Raw genomic sequence first — 19,606 nt, 5'->3', positions numbered from 1 at the left:
GCCTCGGCGCCGAGCACATGGCGACCTGCCTGTACGCCGTCTACGACCCGGTCGCGCACCGCATCACCATCGCCAACGCCGGGCACCCGCCGCCCGTCCTGCTCCACCCGGGCGGCCGGGCCGAGGTGCTGCGCATGCCGCCCGGTGCCCCCATCGGCGTCGGCGGCGTCGACTTCGAGGCGGTCGAACTCGACGCCCCGGGGGGCGCGACGCTGCTGCTGTACACCGACGGCCTGGTCGAGTCCCGCCTGCGCGATGTGTGGACCGGCATAGAGCAGCTGCGCGAGAAGGCGGGGACCACCGGCCGGCTCGCCGGACCCGACCGGCCCCCCGCGCTGGAAGCCCTGTGCGACGAGGTCCTCGACATGGTGGGCCCCGGCGACCGGGACGACGACATCGCGCTGCTCGCCGCCCGCTTCGACGGCATCGCGCCCGGCGACGTGGCGTACTGGTCCCTGGAGCCGGAGGACTCCGCCCCCGGCCGGGCCCGCCGGCTGGCCCGCCGTACCCTGTCCCGCTGGAACCTGGAGGACCTCGGCGACTCCGTCGAACTGCTCGTCAGCGAACTCGTCACCAACGCCGTGCGCCACACCTCACGGCCCGTCACCCTCCGCCTGATGCGCACCGACGTGCTGCGCTGCGAGATCGGCGACGACGCGCCCGAACTGCCCCGCCTGAGGCGCGCCCGGCCCACGGACGAGAACGGGCGCGGGCTGTACCTGGTCAGCAGGCTGGCCATGCGGTGGGGCGCGGCCCGGCTCAGCACCGGCAAGATCGTGTGGTTCGAGTTCGCCCGGCCCTGAGCTTCCCCGGGGCCGCGCCACCCCCATTGATTGATCGATTCAGCATCTCTAACATCACTCGGTGGCTCCATTCACCTCATCCTCTCTGGCCCGGGCCGTCGCTGCCCGCGGCATCCGGAAGGAGCACCCGTGTTCCCAGCCCCTGGGCCCCGTCGTCCCCGTGTGAGACCTCCCCGGCGACTCGGACGCCTGCCGGCCGTCGCGCTGTTGCTCGCCGCCGGCCTCGCCCTCCCACCGGTGCCAGGCGCGGCAGCCGCGCCGGCCCGGCCCTCGAAGACCGCCCTGCCGCAGGTCTGGCCACAGCCGCAGAGCCTGCACGCGGGGCCCGGCCGGTTCACCGTCCCCGACCGGGTCGTGGCGGTCGTCGGCCGCGGGACCGACCCGTCGGCCCGGCACCTTGTCGAGAAGGTCCTGAGCGAGGCCGGGGCCGAGCGGATCGTGACGGTCGAGAAGCCGCCCGCGCGGGCCGGCTTCACCGTCTTCCTCGGCGGCCCAGGCGAGAACGGCGCGACGGCCTCCGCCCTGAAGCGGCTGGGCGCCCCGTCCCCCGCCGGGCTGCCCTCCGGCGGCTACGTCCTCGCCTCCGGCCGCAAGGACGGCCGGACCCTCCTCGCCCTGTCCGGCGCCGACCGCACCGGCACCTTCTACGCCGCCCAGACCCTGCGTCAACTGGTCCCCCGGACCGTGCCCGAGGTGACCGTCCGGGACTGGCCCACAGCCAGGCTGCGCGGGGTGATCGAGGGCTTCTACGGCACGCCCTGGTCACACGCGGAGCGGCTGAGCCAGCTCGACTTCTACGGCCGCACCAAGCAGAACGTCTACGTCTACTCCCCCAAGGACGACCCCTACCTGCGCGCCCGGTGGCGCGACGCGTACCCGCCAGCCGAGCTGGCGGGACTCAGGGAACTGGCCGACCGCGCCGACGCCAACCACGTCCGCTTCACCTACGCGCTCTCGCCCGGACTGTCCGTCTGCTACTCCTCGGACGCCGACACCGACGCCCTCACCCGCAAGCTGGACTCGCTGTACGCCATCGGCGTGCGCTCGTTCGCGATCCCGCTGGACGACATCAGCTACACCAAGTGGAACTGCGCGGCCGACGAGCGGGAGTTCGGCACGGGCGGCGCCGCCGCAGGGACGGCCCAGGCCCAGCTGCTCAACCGGGTGTGGCGGGACTTCTCCGCGACCCACTCCGGCCTGGAACCGCTGGAGATGGTCCCCACCGAGTACTCCGACCTCGCCGACTCCCCCTACAAGAAGGCGCTGCGCGAGAAGCTGGACGCGTCCGTGGTCGTGGAGTGGACCGGCGTCGGGGTGATCGCGCCCGCCATCACCGCCGACCAGGTCGCGAAGGCCCGTGAGGTCTACGGCCATCCGATCCTGGTCTGGGACAACTACCCGGTGAACGACTACGTCACCAGCCGGCTGCTGCTCGGCCCCTACACCGGCCGCGAGCCCGGCGTGGCGAAGGCGGCGGCCGGGGTGACCGCCAACCCGATGGTCCAGGGCGAGGCGAGCCGGATCGCCCTGTTCACCTCCGCCGCCTACCTGTGGAACCCGGACGCCTACGACCCGCGGGCCGCTTTCCTGGCCTCGGTCCGCGACCTCGCCGGACCGGCCGCGGCCAAGTGGCTGCGGATCTTCGCCGAGAACAACTACTCGTCCCAGCTGGACCCGACCGAGTCCCCCACGCTCAGCGCGCTCATCACCCGGTTCCGCAAGGCCTACGACGGGGGCTCCGGCCTCGACCGGGCCGCCGCCGCGCTCCGGTCGTACTTCGCCGACATGGCCGCCACGCCCGGCGCGCTCCGCGCCCGCCTCGACAACCCCGGGTTCCTCCAGGAGACCTCGCCCTGGCTGGACAAGCTCGGCCGCTACGGCACCGCGGGGCGGACGGCCGTCGACCTGCTGCTGGCCGGCAAGCGGGGCGACACCGAGGCGGTCACCACGTACTGGAACCGGCTGAGGGCCGAGCGCAAGGAACTCGACGCGATCCCCCAGCAGGTGTCCCCGGGCGTGATGGACCGGTTCCTCTACACGGCGATGACCGAGAACGCGCCCGACCCGGGCGTGGACGCCACGTTCGCGCCCGGTTCCGTCAGCCTGAAGCCGGGCGGCTCCGCCGAGCTGACTCTCTCCTTCTCCGACTCCGCCGCCCGGACGGTCTCCTGGAAGCTGACCGTCCCCGACGGGGTCACCGCCACGCCCGCCGAGGGCACCGCGACCGTCCCGGCCGGGGGCAGCGCGTCCGCGACCGTCACCGTCACGGCCCGGGAGGGCACGACCGCCGGAGTGCGTTCGGTCGTGGTGACGGGCGACGGAGTGCTCTCCCGCGCGCTGCCCGTCCAGGTCACCGACGGCACCGGCACGCCGCGGGCGCTGACGGCCGACTTCAGTGGGGCGTCGGTGAGTTCCGTCGACCTGTCGTCGAGGAAGACGACGGAGATCGCCGTGGGCGCCAATCCCGGTGAGGTCGTGACGAGTGCGGACGGGCGCACCGCCTACGCGGCCAACCAGGGCTCGAACACGGTCAGCGTGATCGACGTGGCGCAGGGGAAGGTCACCGCCACGGTCCCGGTCGGCCGGGTCCCCGCCGGGCTGGCGCTCACCCCCGACGGCCGCACCCTCTGGGTCGCCAACTACGGGGACGGCACGGTCCAGCCCGTCGACACGTCGGCCCTCACCGCGGGCCCGTCCGTCCGGGTCGGCAACGGGCCCGAGAACATGGCGATCACGCCCGACGGCCGCACGCTCTACGTGCCCAACATCAAGGACAACACGGTCACCCCGGTCGACCTGGCCACCCGGAAGGCCGGTGCCGCCGTCCCCGTGGGCCCGAGTCCCTTCAACATCGTGGCCGCGCCCGACGGACGGACGGTGTACGTGTCGAACTCCGGCGGCTCCACGGTCACTCCGATCGACACGGCCACGAACGACACCGAGCCGACCCTCCTGGTCTCCGGCCAGGCCTACGGTCTCGCCCTGTCGCCGGACGGCCGGACGCTGTGGGTCAGTCCCAGCACCGGTGACACCGTCACGCCCGTCGACACGGTCACCGGCGCCCCCGGCAAGGCGGTGACGGTCGGCAGGTCCGCCTTCGACGTCGCCCTGGACTGGAACGGCGGCACGGCGTACGTCACCACCGCCGACGCGGGCGCCCTGGTCCCGGTCGACACGGCGTCCGGTGCCGTCGGGGCGCCGCTCACGACCGGGGCGTATCCGCTGGCCGTCGCGCTGACGCCGGTACCGGTGACGTGACATGAAGCGGCCGGGGCCCCGGCGAGGGACCCCGGCCGTCCGTGCGGGCCTGTCGGTTCAGCTCGCCGTGCGGCGGATGCGGCCCGCGTACTTCTTCTCCAGCTCCAGGTTGCCCTCGAAGCCGCCGGGCACGTTGGCCGAGACGTAGACCGGCGGGCGCTCACCGGCGGCGAGGAGGCGGCCGGCCGCCTCGGCGACCGTCATCTGGACCAGCATCACGCCGGTGAGCGTGGACAGGGCGCAGACCGAGCCGCCGCCGGGGAGTTCGAGCAGGGAGTCACCGCGCGGGGCCGCGTTGTCGAGGACGACGTCGGCGATGTCGGCGAGCTTCCGGCCGCTGGGATGGGCGGCGGGGACGGCCCGGGTGTGGGCGAGGGAGGTGAGGGCCAGGACGCGGTGGCCGTGTTCCTTGGCGTGCAGGGCCATCTCCACGATGACGTTGTTCACGCCGGAGTTTGAGATGACGACGAACAGGTCCTGGGGATTCGGGGCGGCCAGCTCGTAGAGCCGGGCGGCCACCCCGGCCCGGCGTTCGAGGAGCGGGTCGTCGAGGACCGACGGGTCCTCCCCGCCGTAGAGGACGAGGTCGGCGATGCTCAGCCGGTTGGTCGGGACCAGTCCGCCCGCGCGGCCGGCGAGTTCGAGGACGAGGGCCTGCGAATGGCCCGTGCCGAAGGCCTGGACGACACCCTCCGCGCGGACGCACTCGGCGACCAGGTCCGCGGCCGCGGCCACGTCGCCCTGGGCGGATTCGATGACGTGCTGGAGGACGGCGAGGCTCTCCCGCGCGAACCCCTGGGCGCTCACAGACTCGACGGACACGCGACACACTCCCCACTGATGGATTGAATCACCCTACACTTCACCATCGATGAATCAATAAATCACACCGGTACCCGGTCTTCAATCGGTCCGGTTCGGGCGCCGCTGCCGGGTCCTGGTATTCAATCCGCGCCCCGAAGGGTGGCTGGTACCTTCTTTCCATGCCTCCCACGGACGTCACCACACTGATCCGCACCGAGCTGCCCCGGCTGGCGGGGTCCCTGCGGAAGGTCGGCGAGCTGATCCTGGAGGATCCGGCCGCCGTCACCCACTGCTCGGCCGCCGAGCTGGGCCGCCGCACCGGCACCTCCCAGGCGACGGTGACCCGTTTCTGCCGGGCCATCGGACTGGACTCCTACCAGCACCTGCTGATCGAACTTGCCCAGGAGCGCGGCCGGGGCGAGGTGTCCGACTGGGGGACCGCCGAGATCGGCCCGGACATCTCACCGGACGACAGCCTCGAACGGGTCGTCCAGGTCGTCGGCACGGCTGACCTGCGGGCCATCCAGCAGACCATCGACCGGATCGACCTCGACGCGCTCGAGCGCGCGGCCCAGGCCCTGGCCCGCGCCCGGCGCATCGACGTCTACGGCGTCGGCGGCAGCGGCGCGGTGACCCAGGAGACGGAGACCCGGTTGTTCCGCATCGGCTGCTCGGTCCGCGGCTGGACCGAGGTGCACGCGGCCGCCACCTCCGCGGCCCTGCTCACCCCCGCGGACGCGGCCATCGGCATCTCCCACTCCGGGGCGACCCGCGAGACCCTCGAACCGTTCGAGATGGCCAAGGAGCGCGGCGCCACCACGATCGCCCTGACCACCGACCCGCGCTCGCCCCTGTCCAGGACCGCCGACATCCGGCTCATCTCGTCCTCCTCGGAGACCAGCTTCCGGGCCGAGAGCATCAGCAGCCGGCACTCCGTCCTGATGCTGGTCGACTGCCTGTACGTCCGGGTCGCCCAGCTCACCTACCAGCGGGCGAGCGCCTCGCTGGCGCTGACCGACCACATCACCCCGCAGCACGCCGTGAAGTCCCGGCGGGCCAGGTGATCTGGCCGAGGGTGCATGGATGAACCACCAAGTTGACGTGAAGATGGTTGTTTGAATCACTCCTGCCGTGCAGGATGGGGCTCCCCCAGAGCACTCGTAGGAGCCCCATGCGCGTCACCTCTGTCGAGTCGACCGAGCTCTTCACCGGGACCACCGAGCAGCCGCGCCAGGTGGTGGCCGTCGAGCTGAGCCACACTCCGGGCCGGACCGTACGGCTCACCGTCGAGGGCCCGGGCCTCACCGGCACCACCGAGGCCACCGTCGGCGAGGGCGGCACCGTGCGCGCGGAGGTCCCCGTCACCGGCGAGGACCTGGTCCCCGGCGACCGCCGCGTGATCACGGTCACCGCGGCGGACGGCGAGGAAGTCACCACCCGCGCCGGCGAGTTCACGGCGGCCGAGCCCGGCTGGACCATGTTCATGGTCAGCCACTTCCACTACGACCCCGTCTGGTGGAACACCCAGGGCGCCTACACCGAGACCTGGGACGTCGCCGACGACCCCGCCTCCACCGGCCTGCCCGCCCGCACCTTCGACTCGCGCGGCCAGTCCGGCATGAGCCTGGTCCGGGCCCACTGCGACCTGGCCCGCCGCGACCCGGCGTACACCTTCGTGCTCGCGGAGGTCGACTACCTCAAGCCGTACTGGGACGCCTTCCCGGAGGAGCGCGCCTTCCTGCGGCAGCTGATCCGCACCGGCCGCGTCGAGATCATGGGCGGCACCTACAACGAGCCCAACACCAACCTCACCGGCGCCGAGGCGACGATCCGCAACGCCCTGTACGGCGACGGCTTCCAGCGCGGCATCATCGGGGCGTCCCCTCAGACCGCCTGGCAGCTGGACGCCTTCGGGCACGACCCGCAGTTCCCGGGGCTGATGGCGGACGCGGGGGTCAGCTCCAGTTCGTGGGCGCGCGGGCCGTTCCACCAGTGGGGGCCGACGCTGTCGGTGTTCGGCGAGGAGCCGAGGGACCCGGGCCGGATGCAGTTCCCGGCCGAGTTCGACTGGATCGCCCCCTCGGGACGCGGCCTGCTCACCGCCTACATGGTCAACCACTACGGAGCCGGCTGGGCCATCGACAACGCCCCCACCCTGCCCGAGGCGGAGGCCGCCGCGTACCGGCTCTTCCAGCGGCTCAAGCCGGTCGCCCTCACCCGCAACGTGCTGCTCCCGGTGGGCGGGGACTACGCGCCGCCGTGCCGCTGGGTCATGGACATCCACCGCGACTGGAACGCCCGGTACGTCTGGCCCCGCTTCGTCAGCGCGATCCCCCGGGACTTCTTCGCCGCCGTGCGCGCGGAACTGGAGAGGGAGGGCCGCAGGGCATCGCCCCAGACCCGCGACATGAACCCGGTCTACACCGGCAAGGACGTCTCCTACATCGACACCAAGCAGGCCCAGCGGTACGGCGAGACGCTCCTCTCCGACGCCGAGGCCTGGGCGACGCTCGCCTCCCTCGTCACCGGCCGCCCCTATCCGGACGCGGCCCTGGACAAGGCCTGGCGGCAACTCGTCTACGGCGCCCATCACGACGCCATCACCGGCTCGGAGTCGGACCAGGTCTACATCGACCTGATGACCGGCTGGCGGGAGCTGCACGACCTCGCCCGCAGCGTCCACGCCGACGCGACCCAGGCCCTGGCCGACCAGGTCGCCCCGGGCGACGGCCCCGACCTGGTGGTGTTCAACTCCGCGACCTGGGAGCGCCGTGACGTGCTGACCGTCGAGGACCCGGGGCTCGTACCCCGGGGGTTGCCCGCGGTCCGGGAGGACGGCCGGCTCCATGTCGTCGTCCCGGAGGTGCCCGGCATGGGCCTCACCGCGCTCCCGCTCACCGAGGGCTCCGCTCCCGGGTGGGCGCCCGGCGAGGGCCTCACCATCCGCAACGAGTTCTACGAGGTGACGGTCGACCCGGCGCGCGGCGGCGGCGTCAGCCGGCTGCGCGCCCTGGCCGAGGGCGGCCGGGAGCTGCTGCGCCCCGGTGACATCGGCAACGAGATCGTGGTCCAGGAGGAGTACCCGAGGCATCCGCGCTTCGGCGAGGGGCCCTGGCACCTCACCCCGACCGGCACGACCGCGGCCCGCAGCCGGGACGTGACCGCCGAGGTGCGCGTCGAGCACTCCCCCGCCGGTTCCCGGGTCACCGTCACCGCCGACCTCGGCCTCTTCCGCTACACCCAGCGGCTCACCCTGTGGCAGGGCGTCGACCGGCTCGACGTCACGACGACCGTCGACGGGTACGACGGCGCGGACCGGCTGATCCGGGTGCGCTGGCCCTCGGACGTACGCGGCGGGCTGCCGGTGCACGAGGTGGCGGACGCGGTGATCGGACGCGGGTTCGGCTTCGTCGAGGTGGACAGCGAACGGTTCCCGTGGACGCTGGACAACCCGGCCAACACCTGGTTCGGTCTCGGCTCCACCGCCCGCGTCGCCGTCCACGACGACTCCGGCACGCTCCTCGGACACCGCTCGATCGGCGTCGCCGAACTCGTGTACCCCGACTGGGACGTCGCGGGCGACCTGGGCACCCCGCTCGCGGCGGCACTGGTCCGCGCCGGGGTCACGGCGACCTCGACGATCGCGGGCGGCCCGCGCTACGGCGACCTGGAGGTCGACTCCAACCTCCCGGACCTCCGGATCGCCGTCGGCGGCCCCGACCGCAACGCCGTGGTCGCCGAGGCGCTCGGCTGGGACCCGGCGGCCGGCCGGGAGCTGAGGCGCCAACTGGCCGAACGGCGCGTGGCCGCCGTCTGGGTCGCGCCGCGCGCCTGTCTGCGCGAGGAGTGGATCCCCGGGGCCGATCTGCGCGACCTGGAACGCCTGCCGCTGCTGGTGGTGGCCGGCGCCCGCCCCGAGGACGACGCCAAGGCGGTCGACGCGATCGTCACCGACCTGGACGACTTCACGGTGACGGCCACGGCCGCCGGCGGCGGCGAGGCCCTGCCGCCCGGCGACGCCTGGGACGGCCGCAGCTTCGCGATCCTCAACCGCGGCACGCCCGGCTGCGTGGTCACCTCCTCCGGCGACCTCTACATGTCCCTGATGCGCTCCTGCACCGGCTGGCCGTCCGGGATCTGGGTGGACCCGCCGCGCCGCACCGCTCCGGACGGCTCGGGGTTCCAGCTCCAGCGCTGGTCCCACACCTTCGAGTACGCCGTCGTCGCGGGCACCGGCGACTGGCGCGAACTGCGGCTGCCGCAGGCGGGCCACGCGTACAACCGTCCGCTGACGGCACGGCTGCGGCAGTCCTCCGGTGCGCTGCCGAGGAAGGCCGCCCTGCTCGGCCTGGAACCCGCCGGCGAGGTGCTGCTCGACGCGCTGAAGCCGCTCGGCTCCCCGCTGGCCCGGGGCAGCGCGGCACCCGTGGATCCGGGACGGGGCCTCGTCGTCCGCGTGCACGAGGTCGACGGCCGGCCGGTACGGGCACGGGTCGCCGGGCCGGTGGCATGGGCTGCGGGCGCCCGCGCCGACGTGCTGGAGAGGCCCGGGGCGCCCCTCGCCCCGGACGAGACCGGCGGCCTCGAAGCCGACCTGACCGGCTTCGAGGTCGCCACCCTCCTCGCCACACCGGCCCACGCGCCGGAAGGCACGGTCGGCCCGGGCATCGACGCCCACGAGCCCGCCCAGCCGGTCGCCACCCGTTACTGGCTCCACAACTCCGGCCCCGCACCACGCGGCAACATGCCGGTCGCCGTGTACCTCTCCCCCACCGCCCTCACCGCCGACGGCCCGGTCACCGCGACGGTCCGGGTCGGCTCGGAGCTGACCGACGCGCCCGTGTCGGGCACGGTGACCTTCGAGACACCCCCCGGCTGGACCACCGAACCCGCCGAACTGCCCTACCACCTCGCCCCCGGCGGCTTCACCCTCACGGACGTCACGGTGACACCCACGCAGGACGCCACCCCCGGCCGGCACTGGCTCGCCGCGCGGCTCTCGCACGGCGGCCAGACGTACGAGGACGTGGTGGCCCTGGACGTGCCGGGCGGGCACACGGGCCCGACTCTGGTGACCGATCTGGGAGTCGAGCGGGTGTCCGTGCGCCGGGGGGAACGGGCCCGGGTCCCCGTGACCCTGCGGAACCCCACACGCGGCCCCGTCGACGGCACCCTGTGGGCCGTGTCCTCCTGGGGCACGTGGCCCGGAGTCACCCCGGCCTGCCAGGGCTTCACGGTGCCCGGCGGGGAGCGACAGGAGTGCGCGATCGAGGTGGACGGCGACGCGATCCCCCCGGGTTCGTACTGGCTGATGGCGAAGCTCGCCTGGCACGGCTGCGTGGCCTACACGAAGGCGGTGGAGCTGGAGGTGACGCCATGACGGAGGACTACGCGGCGAGCGTCCGTGGAGAACGGATCCCGAAGCAGCACGTGGAGACCTTCCTGAGCGCCGGTCTCCCTGGGGGCGCGGGGAACCGCGCGAGCAACCACCACGCCGCCGCACACGCACGACAACACACCGCGGCACTCTCCGCCCGCGCAGAACGCCAACGGCGACGCTGGGCCACGCAGGTCATCGTCACCGACGCACTCGCCCGCCGCGCCTGCGCAGCACGCCGCCTGGCCCCACCGGACGACGTCCTGCCGATGCAACTGCTCACCGTCCCGGAAACCGACGTCGCCGACCTGGGCAGCATCATCGCGGCAGCCCTCGCCCACTCCCCCGCCGCCCGAGCCCTGCTCGCCGACCTGGAACGCGAGCAGCACATCCCCGAGACGGCCGTACGGGACTACTACGACCGCAACCGAGACCGCTACCTCACCCCCGATGCCCTACGGCGCGGCGTCGACCCCTATGACGACCCGGCCCCCTCGGACATCCGGCCCTACGAGCACGTCCGCGACGGCATCGCACAGCAGTTGCGGCAGGCCGCGGCCCGCCGCGCGTTCTTCGACTGGCTCGACCGGGCCCGAGCCGACGTCGTGTACGCCGAAGGCCACGAGCACCCCGGCGACCCCTCTCAGCCGGACCACGAGCACCGGCACTGATCGCCGTACGCAACCGAACAGCAACACGGCAAACCATTGACCTCCGATGAATTCTGGTCCACCTTTTCATCAATCGAAGTCCAACTTGGTGATTTGATCCAGCGAAGACTGGTCCCAGGAGGGCAGCAATGCGCGCAAGCGGACTCACCGGATCCCTGACCTGTCTGGTCGTCCTGACACTGACGGCCGCCGGCTGCGGTCTGTCCGGCGGGGGTTCCGACGGCGGCGGCGCCACGGCCGGCGGCTGCAAGGTCGACAAGGGCAACGTCGGTTCCGGCAAGCTCTCCGGAGACGTCAAGGGAAAGATCACTTTCCAGACCACCAACCTGAAGAAGGACTTCGGGAAGTACTTCAACGGCGTCATCGACGCCTTCGAGCAGGCCCACCCCGGCACCAAGGTCAACTGGATCGACGACCCGGGCGACGCCACCTTCACCCAGCGTCTGGTCGCCGACGCACAGGGCTGCACGCTGCCGGACGTGGTGAACATCAACGTCAACACGGCGGTGGCCCTGACGAAGAACGGCTACCTGCTGAACCTGGACGACAAGGCACCGGACGCGGGCAAGCCGTTCACCCCCGCGATGTGGAAGTCCAGCATGTACGCCGACGCGGACGGCAAGCAGGTGCACAGCGTGCTGCCCTGGTACTCCGGCGGCATCGTGCAGACCTTCAACACCGACCTGATGAAGAAGGCGGGCCTGGACCCGGCCAAACCTCCGACGACCGTGCTCGGCCTGTTCGACGACGCGGAGAAGATAGCCAAGGTCTCCGACGGCAAGTACTACGCCTTCCTCGCCAACCCGCAGCTGCGCATCCCCGCCGACTGGCAGCAGATGGGCATCAAGGTCCTGTCCGAGGACGGCAAGAAGTTCACCTTCGCCGACGACCCGAAGACGGTCCAGTGGGTCGAGGCCATGACGAAGCTCTACAAGGCCGGCGGCATGCCCAGGGACTCCCTGTCCAACACGCAGGACCCGGCCAACGTCTACGGCCAGGGCAAGCTGGTCTACGGGCCCACCAACCCCAACTTCCTGCGGTTCATCCAGCAGAACAACCCGAGCGTCTACAAGAAGACCGGTGTGGCCCGCTACATGCTGGACGCCCTCGGCCACACCGTCGGCGCCCCGCAGTACATCGGCGTCGCCTCCACCAGCAAGAACGCCTCGACGGCACTGGCCTTCGCGCAGTTCCTGACCAACGCGAAGAACCAGCTGGAGTGGGCCAAGGACCCGAACGTCGTCATCTTCCCGTCCACCACGGCCTCCCTGAACGACCCGTTCTTCCAGTCGGTCAAGGGCGACGACCCCTTCGCCGAGGCCCGCAAGATCGTCGCCAGTGACCGCAAGACCGCCACGGCCGACGAGATCGCGCTGACGCCCGGTGAGCTGAACGCCATCTCGGCCCAGATCCAGCTGGCCATGCAGGGCAAGAAGAGCGCCGAGGACGCTCTGAAGGAGGCCCAGTCCAAGGCGAACCAGCTGATCGAACAGGGCAGTTGAGGATGACCCAACCGACCGTCCACAAGGCGCCCGTCCCCGTCCCCCCGGGTGCGGGCGCCCGACGCCCCGGCGCTTCCCCCTCGCACCGTCCGCCGGGGCCCCTGCGCCGCGCCCTCCGCTTCGTCCTGCCCGGCCCGAGCGCCGACGCGGGGGGCGCGGCGCTCTACCGCCGCTGGTGGCTGCCCTGGCTGTGGATGACCCCGGCGATCGTCGGCGCGACCGTGTTCGGGGTCTTCCCGTTCCTCAACACGGTCGTCGTCTCCTTCACCGACGCCAAGCCGCTCGGCGGGGCGTACGACGTCGTCGGCCTGGAGAACTACCGCCGGATGCTGAGCGATCCGGACTTCTGGCTGGCCACCCGCAACAGCCTGCTGTACGCGCTGTTCGTCGTCCCGCTGATGGTGCTGCTGCCGCTGCTGCTCGCGATCCTCGTGGAGAAGAACCTGCCGGGCATCGGCTTCTTCCGCTCGGCGTTCTACACGCCGGTCCTCGCCTCCAGCGTGGTGGTCGGCCTGAGCTGGCAGTGGCTGCTGAGCGACCAGGGACTGGTCAACACCTGGCTCCAGAAGGCCCACATCATCCGCGAGGCCATCCCGTTCCTGTCCGACTCCTGGCTGATCCTGCTGTCGGCGATGGGCCTGACCCTGTGGAAGGGCCTCGGCTGGTACATGATCTTCTACCTGGCCGCCCTCGGGAACGTCCCCAGGGAACTGCACGAGGCGGCGGCCGTGGACGGGGCGGGCCCGGTGCGCCGCTTCTGGCACGTCACCGTCCCCGGTGTGCGCCAGTCGATGATGCTGGTCGGCACGCTGACCGGCATCGGCTCCCTGCGGGTCTTCACCGAGATCTACATGCTGGGCGGTTCCACCGGCGGCCCCGGCGGCGCCGACCGCACGCTGCCGTTCTACATCCGCGACGTCGGCCTCGACCCGCTCACCGGCAACGCCGGCTACGGCGCGGCGGTCAGTGTCGCCCTGTTCGCCCTGACCCTTGGCCTCACGCTGCTCGCCCAGCGCCTGACGAAGGAGGACGAGGCATGACGACCGCCGTCGACAAGCGCCGACGTCTGATGCCCCGCTGGCGGGACTACGGCCGACCGCGCGAACTGGTCGTCCGCTACCTGCTGCTGGTGTTCGTCCTCTTCATCACCGTCGGCCCGCTGCTGTGGCAGCTGCTGTCGTCCCTCAAGGGCGCGGGCGAGGACGTCTTCGGGGCGGGCGCCTCACTGATCCCCCACCACCCGTCGCTGCGGGCGTACCGCGAGGTCTTCGACCAGGTGCCGGTGTGGACGTACATCAGGAACAGCGTGTTCGTCGCCCTGCTGTCCATCACCAGCCAGCTCGTCTTCTCCACCATGGCCGGCTACATGCTGTCCAAGCCCGGCTGGAAGGGCCGCAAGCTGGTGTGGATCGTGCTGCTGGCGTCCATGATGTTCCCCTTCGAGTCGATCATGGTGTCGCTGTTCCTCAGCATCCGGGACATGGGCCTGGTCGACAACCTGGTGGGCGTCTGGCTGCCCGGCTTCGTCGCCGCGATCAACGTCCTCATCATGCGGGCCGCGTTCCTCGCCGTGCCGCGCGAGATCGAGGACGCGGCCATGCTGGACGGGGCGGGCGAGTGGAAGCGCTTCCGGTACCTGTATCTGCCGTCCGCCTACGGCGCCATCCTCGTCGTCACCATCAACACCTTCATCAGCGCCTGGGACGACTTCCTGTGGCCGCTGATCGTGCTGCGGACCGAGGACCACTTCACGCTGACGCTGGGCCTGGCACGGCTCCAGAGCTCGTCCTTCGGCTACGACCAGCGGATGGTGATGGCGGGCTCGGTGATCTCCGTGATCCCCGTGCTGGTGTTGTTCGTCATCACCCAGCGGTGGTTCTACAAGGGGGTTTCCTCGGGGGCCGTGAAGCTCTGAGTCGGTACGGCGGTCAGGGCCGCCCGCGCGGATTCCGCGACGCGGAACTCGACCACCGTGCCGGGCGGAACGGCGGCGGCGAGGTCGGCGCCGAGCGGGAACGTGACGGTGCGGGTCTCGCCCGGCGCCAGGTCGACGGCCCGGAATCCGTGCAGTTCCAGCGTGCGCGGCCAGACGGGGGTCCGCAGCCGGCGCAGATAGAGCTGGGCGACGGAACGGCCAGGGCGCCGGCCCGTGTTGGTGATGTCGGCCTCGACACCGTGCCCTGACAGCCGCGGCGGACCGTACGCGAAGCTCGTGTACGACAGTCCGTGCCCGAAGGAGTACGACGGCTCGGCGCGGTCGTCCACGTAGCCGCCGTACTCGGTGTCCTTGTGGTTGTAGTAGACGGGGAGCTGGGCCGCGGAACGGGGCACGGAGACCGGCAGCCGGCCGACGGGCTCGGCGAGTCCGAGCAGCACTTCGGCGATCGCCGCACCGCCCCACGGGCCGGGGTAGAAGGCGGTGAGCAGCGTCGCCGCCGTGTCGGGCACGACGTGCGGGCGGCCCTGGATCAGCACGACCGCTGTCGGCGTCCCCGTCGCGACGACGGCCTCCAGGAGCGCGTACTGTGCGTCGCCCAGCCGCAGCCCGGCCAGGTCGACGCCCTCGCCGCAGGTCATCTCGGACACGGCGGTGCGCGCGGCCCCGTTGGCGTCGAACTCGGTCCCGGCGGAGCGCGCGCTGCTGCCGCCCAGCACCAGCACGGCGACATCGCAGGCGGCGGCCTGGGCAATCGCCTCGGGGATGCCCGACAGGTCGCCGCCGGTGAGGGCGCAGCCCCGGGCATGGCGGATGTCGATCCCGGCCGGGGCGAGCCCCCGCAGCCCGTCGAGGACGCTGGTGCCGGTGCCGGGCCGTTGCGGGGCGGTGTAGTCGCCCAGTTGGTGGGCGACGGTGTCGGCGTGCGGGCCCAGGACGGCGATACGGGAGACGGTCGCCGTGGACAGGGGCAGCACGCCGTCGTCGTTGCGGAGGAGGGTGACGGCGGCGCGGGCGACGGCGGTGCTCACGTGCCGCCCGACGGCCGGGGGCGGCAACGGGCAGGTGCGGTAGGGATCTTCGAACAGTCCCAGGCGGAATTTCAGCCGCAGGACGCGCGCCACGGCCTCGTCGAGAGCGGCCTCACTCACCAGACCCCGCTCGACCGCCGTCTCCAGATGCGTGAAGCCCTCGTCCCACAGGCTCAGATCCACACCGGAGTTGAGCGCGAGGGCTCCTGCCGAGACCTTGTCCCCGGTGATCCGGGCCAGCCGGTCCACGGCCAGTCCGTCCGCCATGACGAGCCCCTGGAAGCCCCAGCGTTCTCGGAGCAGTTCGTGGAGCAGGGCACGGTTCCCGGAGCAGGGCAGGCCGTCGACCTCGTTGTAGGCGGCCATGACGGCGGCGGCTCCGGCCCGGACCCCGGCACGGGCGGCGGGGAGGTGGATCTCGTGCAGCTCCCTGAGCCCGAGCTCGGACTCGGCGGAGTTGCGGCCGCCGACGGTGGCGCCCTGCCCGGCGAAGTGCTTGAGGACGACGGGGGCCTTGTCGGCGGGGACGTACTCGGCGGGTGCGCCCTGCATGCCGCGCACCAGCGCCTCGGTCAGCCGGGCGGCCAGGTACGGATCCTCGCCGAAGCACTCCTCGGTCCGCCCCCAGCGCGGGTCACGGGCGATGTCGAGGGCCGAGACCAGGGCGACATGCCCGCCGCGGGCGCGCAGTTCGGCGGCGGCATGGGCGGCGGCCCGCTCGTACAGCCCGGGGTCCCAGGTGGCGCCGACCGCCAGGTTGACGGGCAGGACCGTGCCGTCGAGGGCCATGTGCCCGTGCGGCACCTCCTCGACGAACAGGGCCGGGATGCCGAGCCGGCTGCGCTCGACGACGTGGCGCTGGACGAGGTGGGCCAGTTCGGCGCCGTCCTCGGCGCCGGATCCGGTGGCGTGGCCGACCCCGGACCAGGCGTCGGCACGCAGCAGTCCGTACAGCGCACCGAGTCCGGCGAAGCGCTCGGTCTCGGCGTACAGGGCGTCGGTGAGCTCGAAGCCGCCGTCGGGAGTGCGGCGATAGGCGTCCCAGCCGTACATCCGCTGGTTGAGCTGGCCGGCCTTCTCGCGCAGAGTCATACGGGAGAGCAGGTCACGGACACGCACGTCGACCGGGGCGGTGGGATCGCGGTACAGGGGCGTGCCCTGCCGGGTGGCGGTCACGTACGGCCGCCGTGGGCGAGACGGGCCAGGGCGACGGCGCCCCGGCAGCCGTCGGGGACCCAGTCGAGGGTCAGGCCGAGGGCGTGGAGGCGGGCTGCGAGGCGGTCGGTGAGGGGCCCGTCGGGTCCGAGCAGCCCGCCGGTGGCGACCACCCGCTCCCCGGGACTCGGCTCCAACGCCCGCACGGTCTCCGTGAGGTGGTCCGCCGCCTCGTCGAGGATCGCCAGGGCGACCGGGTCCTCGGCGTCCCGGGCCGCCGCGACGACCAGCGGCGCGAGCCGTGCCAGCCGGATCGGGGCCTCGGCCATGACGGCGGGCAGCACATGCCTGCGGTAGGCCTCGCGGTGCGGGCGGGACCAGTGGACGTGATCGTGGGGCGGAAGGGGCCGCCGCCCCACGGCCGGAGAACCGGCCACACCTCCGCCCACGCCGGTCTGCACGGGGCCCCCGGACACACCGGTCTGCCTCGGGTCCACCGACCCTCCGCCCGCACCTCCGGCCACTCCGGCCTGCGGGGTCCCCGCCGGCCGCTCACCCCCAGTGGCCGAGCCGTCCACCGGCGGCACACCCTCAGGCCGCCCATCACGCGACGCGCCCTCCACAGACCCGGCCGCGCCGCTCACGCCCCCGGCCGCCGGGGTCTCCCCCGGCCCGGCCGACCGCCCGCCCGCAGCCCCGGCCACACCGGACTCCCCCGGCCCAGCCGACCGCTCACCGGCAGCCCCGGCCACATCGGCCCGCCCCGGGCCCGCCGACCCTCCGCCTGCGGCCCGACTTGCTCCGGTCTGCCCCGAACCCGTCGGCCGCTCCCCCGCGGGGGTCGGCCCGGCCACCGGCGGCACCGCCTCATGCCCCCCGTCACGCGGCGCGCCCTCCCCAGACCCGGCGCCACCGGTAGCGACCCCAGCCACCGGGGTCTCCCCCGGACCAGCCGGCCGCCCACCCGCGACCCCGCCCCCTCCGGATCGCCCGGGGCCCGCCGACCGCCCACCCGCGGCGGTCGGCCCGGCCACCGGCGGCACCGCCTCGTGCTGCCCGTCCCCCGAGGCGCTCTCCCCGGTGCCCGGGACCACGTCGGGGGACAGTCTGCGTACCGCGCCACCGGCCACGCCGCCGGACGCCCCGCCGGGCAGCGCGTCGGCCGGGACTCCGAGTTCTCGCCCCACCTTCTCCGCCAGCGCGGTCGGCGCGCCCCGGCCGTCGGCCATGCGCAGCGCGGCCCGTACCGCCGCGCGGCCGATCCAGAAACCGCTGCCGTCGTCGCCGAGGAGCCAGCCGTCGCCGTCCACGGTGGCGGTGCCACGGCGTCCGGTGATGCGCATGGCGACCGCGCCCGTACCGGCCACCAGGGCGAGACCGTCGGCCGGTGTGCCCGGGGCGGAGGCGAAGGCCGCCTCGATGTCGCTGCCGATGACCGGCGGGCCGGCGTCGATGCCCAGGCTGCACAGGGCGGCGGTGAGGGCGGCCAGGGCGTTGCGCCGCCCCGGCTCGTCGGCGGCGGCGTCCGTCGCGCCCGCGAAACCGCCGGCCACGGCCACGACCCGGCCCCGGACCGGCTCCGGCACGGCCCGCCCGATGGCCTCGGCGAGGTGCTCGGTGAGCTGCGGCAGCGGCACGGTCAGGGCGTTGCCCGGCCCGGCGGCGCCCTCGCCCACCGGGCGTCCGTCGTCCGCCGCCGCCAGCACCGCACGGGTCCGTGTGCCGCCCGCGTCGATACCGATCACCAGAGACGAGGCGCCTTGACGCTCCTGGTTCAATTCATTACCCATCGCCGACTATGGTGATTGATGCATTCACCCAGGGCAAGCCTCGACCCGAGGAGGATCCCATCCCTACGCTCCGCTTCGGCGTCAACTACACGCCCCGCCGCGGCTGGTTCCACTCCTGGCACGACTTCGACCCGAAGCACGCCCGCGAGGACCTGGACCAGATCGCCGCGCTCGGCCTCGACCACGTCCGGGTCTTCCATCTCTGGCCGCTCCTCCAGCCCAACCGCACACTCATCCGCACCGCCGCCGTGGACCAGCTGGCGCACCTGGTCGACCTGGCGGCCGAGGCAGGTCTCGACGTCCTGGTGGACGGCGTGCAGGGCCATCTGTCCAGCTTCGACTTCTACCCGGAGTGGACCCGCAGCTGGCACCACCGCAACGTCTTCACCGACCCGGAGGCCGTCGCCGCCCAGGCCGAGCTCATGCGGACCCTCGGCCGCGCCCTCGCCGACCGCCCCAACCTCATCGGCCTCCAGCTCGGCAACGAGCTCAACAACCTGGTCGAGCACAACCCGGTGACCCCGGACGAGGTGGACCACTACCTCGACACCCTGCTGGCCGCCACCCGCGAGCACCTGCCCCGGGGCCGGCTCGCGACCCACTCCGCCTACGACGCCGCCTGGTACGGCGACGACCACCCCTTCACTCCTCAGGCATCGGCCCGCAAGGGTGACGTCACCACCGTCCACCCCTGGGTGTTCTCCGGCGACTGCGCCCGCCGCTACGGCCCCCGTTCCCCGCAGGTGCTGCACCTCGCCGAGTACGGCACGGAACTCGCCAAGGCCTACGCCGAGGACCCGGCCCGCCCGGTCTGGGTCCAGGAGACCGGCGCCCCGGAACCGCACGTCCCGGCGGCCGACGCGCCCGAGTTCGCCCGGGCGACCGTACGGAACGCGGCCGGGTGCGAGGGCCTGTGGGGCGTGACGTGGTGGTGCTCCCACGACGTGGACCGCTCGCTGGCCGACTACCCGGAACTGGAGTACACGCTGGGCCTGTTCGACGCGCGGGGCGGCGCCAAGCCGATCGCGACCGCCCTCGCCGAGACGGTCGCCGAGGTCCGCGCGGGGCACCATCCGGCCCGCCCCCGCGACACGGCCCTCGTCCTCGACTGCACACCGTCCACGCGTTCCGTGTCCGGGCCGGGAGGCGCGTACTTCGACGCGTGGATGGCCCTGCGCACCGAGGGCGTCCGCCCGGCGGTGGTCCTGGCGGCCCGGGTGGACGACGCCGCGTACCTGGCGGCGCGCGGCATCAAGGAGGTCGTACGGGTGCCGTAGGG

At 72.9% G+C, this 19,606-nt stretch carries 12 protein-coding genes; 9 read left to right on the top strand and 3 right to left on the bottom strand.

The window, feature by feature from the left end:
- Positions 1-803 (top strand): ATP-binding SpoIIE family protein phosphatase (locus GTY47_RS40825; RefSeq protein ID WP_010034123.1); only part of this gene is annotated, 803 nt, incomplete at its 5' end.
- 162 nt (positions 804-965) lie between these two features.
- Positions 966-4,061 (top strand): beta-N-acetylglucosaminidase domain-containing protein, encoded by a 3,096-nt coding sequence (locus GTY47_RS13580; protein WP_231911109.1) that lies wholly within the window; start codon positions 966-968, stop codon positions 4,059-4,061.
- Between the two features lie 57 nt (positions 4,062-4,118).
- Here the strand turns inward: GTY47_RS13580 and GTY47_RS13575 are convergent, their stop codons facing one another.
- Positions 4,119-4,883: an SIS domain-containing protein gene (locus GTY47_RS13575; protein ID WP_010034117.1), complete on the bottom strand. Its 765-nt coding sequence runs from the start codon at positions 4,881-4,883 to the stop codon at positions 4,119-4,121.
- A 161-nt stretch (positions 4,884-5,044) separates the two neighbouring features.
- Here GTY47_RS13575 and GTY47_RS13570 point away from each other — a divergent pair, with 161 nt between their 5' ends.
- From GTY47_RS13570 to GTY47_RS13545, 6 genes are all read left to right on the top strand, one after another.
- Entirely contained in the window at positions 5,045-5,929 is an 885-nt protein-coding gene (locus GTY47_RS13570) for a MurR/RpiR family transcriptional regulator (protein ID WP_010034116.1), read from the top strand.
- A 107-nt stretch (positions 5,930-6,036) separates the two neighbouring features.
- On the top strand, positions 6,037-10,245 hold the full coding sequence (locus tag GTY47_RS13565) for an NEW3 domain-containing protein (RefSeq protein ID WP_010034115.1): 4,209 nt from the start codon (positions 6,037-6,039) through the stop codon (positions 10,243-10,245).
- Complete coding sequence (locus GTY47_RS13560; protein ID WP_010034114.1) at positions 10,242-10,913, top strand: hypothetical protein; 672 nt, start codon at positions 10,242-10,244, stop codon at positions 10,911-10,913. The genes GTY47_RS13565 and GTY47_RS13560 overlap by 4 nt, the downstream gene beginning before the upstream one ends.
- Before the next feature lie 128 nt (positions 10,914-11,041).
- The gene (locus GTY47_RS13555; protein ID WP_010034113.1) at positions 11,042-12,415 is read left to right on the top strand and encodes a sugar ABC transporter substrate-binding protein; all 1,374 of its coding nucleotides are present in this window, start codon (positions 11,042-11,044) and stop codon (positions 12,413-12,415) included.
- Positions 12,416-12,417: 2 nt separating this feature from the next.
- On the top strand, positions 12,418-13,455 hold the full coding sequence (locus tag GTY47_RS13550) for a sugar ABC transporter permease (protein ID WP_010034112.1): 1,038 nt from the start codon (positions 12,418-12,420) through the stop codon (positions 13,453-13,455).
- A complete protein-coding gene (locus GTY47_RS13545; protein ID WP_010034111.1) occupies positions 13,452-14,330 on the top strand; it encodes a carbohydrate ABC transporter permease in 879 nt (292 codons plus the stop codon). Before GTY47_RS13550 ends, GTY47_RS13545 begins: the two co-directional genes overlap by 4 nt.
- Here the strand turns inward: GTY47_RS13545 and GTY47_RS13540 are convergent.
- Complete coding sequence (locus tag GTY47_RS13540) at positions 14,294-16,474, bottom strand: glycoside hydrolase family 3 N-terminal domain-containing protein (protein ID WP_078602737.1); 2,181 nt, start codon at positions 16,472-16,474, stop codon at positions 14,294-14,296. The two genes, GTY47_RS13545 and GTY47_RS13540, sit on opposite strands and share 37 nt — an antisense overlap.
- Positions 16,475-16,554: 80 nt before the next feature.
- Positions 16,555-18,327, bottom strand: coding sequence for a BadF/BadG/BcrA/BcrD ATPase family protein (locus GTY47_RS41840; RefSeq protein WP_324604435.1), 1,773 nt, complete (start codon positions 18,325-18,327; stop codon positions 16,555-16,557).
- A gap of 8 nt (positions 18,328-18,335) precedes the next feature.
- Between GTY47_RS41840 and GTY47_RS13525 the strand changes: the two genes are divergently transcribed.
- Entirely contained in the window at positions 18,336-19,604 is a 1,269-nt protein-coding gene (locus GTY47_RS13525) for a cellulase family glycosylhydrolase (protein ID WP_010034106.1), read from the top strand.
- Positions 19,605-19,606 lie beyond the last annotated feature (2 nt).

Origin of the sequence: Streptomyces sp. SID5464 (assembly GCF_009862985.1) — a bacterium.
Taxonomy (GTDB): Bacteria; Actinomycetota; Actinomycetes; order Streptomycetales; family Streptomycetaceae; genus Streptomyces; species Streptomyces chartreusis_D.
This window is presented reverse-complemented; position numbering and strand designations above follow the sequence as displayed.

Coding starts and splice junctions, on each gene's coding strand:
- GTY47_RS13550 (WP_010034112.1), top strand. CDS start 12,418: ATGACCCAACCGACCGTCCACAAGGCGCCCGTCCCCGTCCCCCCGGGT.
- GTY47_RS13525 (WP_010034106.1), top strand. CDS start 18,336: ATGGTGATTGATGCATTCACCCAGGGCAAGCCTCGACCCGAGGAGGAT.
- GTY47_RS13545 (WP_010034111.1), top strand. CDS start 13,452: ATGACGACCGCCGTCGACAAGCGCCGACGTCTGATGCCCCGCTGGCGG.
- GTY47_RS13540 (WP_078602737.1), bottom strand. CDS start 16,474: ATGACTCTGCGCGAGAAGGCCGGCCAGCTCAACCAGCGGATGTACGGC.
- GTY47_RS13570 (WP_010034116.1), top strand. CDS start 5,045: ATGCCTCCCACGGACGTCACCACACTGATCCGCACCGAGCTGCCCCGG.
- GTY47_RS13560 (WP_010034114.1), top strand. CDS start 10,242: ATGACGGAGGACTACGCGGCGAGCGTCCGTGGAGAACGGATCCCGAAG.
- GTY47_RS13565 (WP_010034115.1), top strand. CDS start 6,037: ATGCGCGTCACCTCTGTCGAGTCGACCGAGCTCTTCACCGGGACCACC.
- GTY47_RS13555 (WP_010034113.1), top strand. CDS start 11,042: ATGCGCGCAAGCGGACTCACCGGATCCCTGACCTGTCTGGTCGTCCTG.
- GTY47_RS41840 (WP_324604435.1), bottom strand. CDS start 18,327: ATGGGTAATGAATTGAACCAGGAGCGTCAAGGCGCCTCGTCTCTGGTG.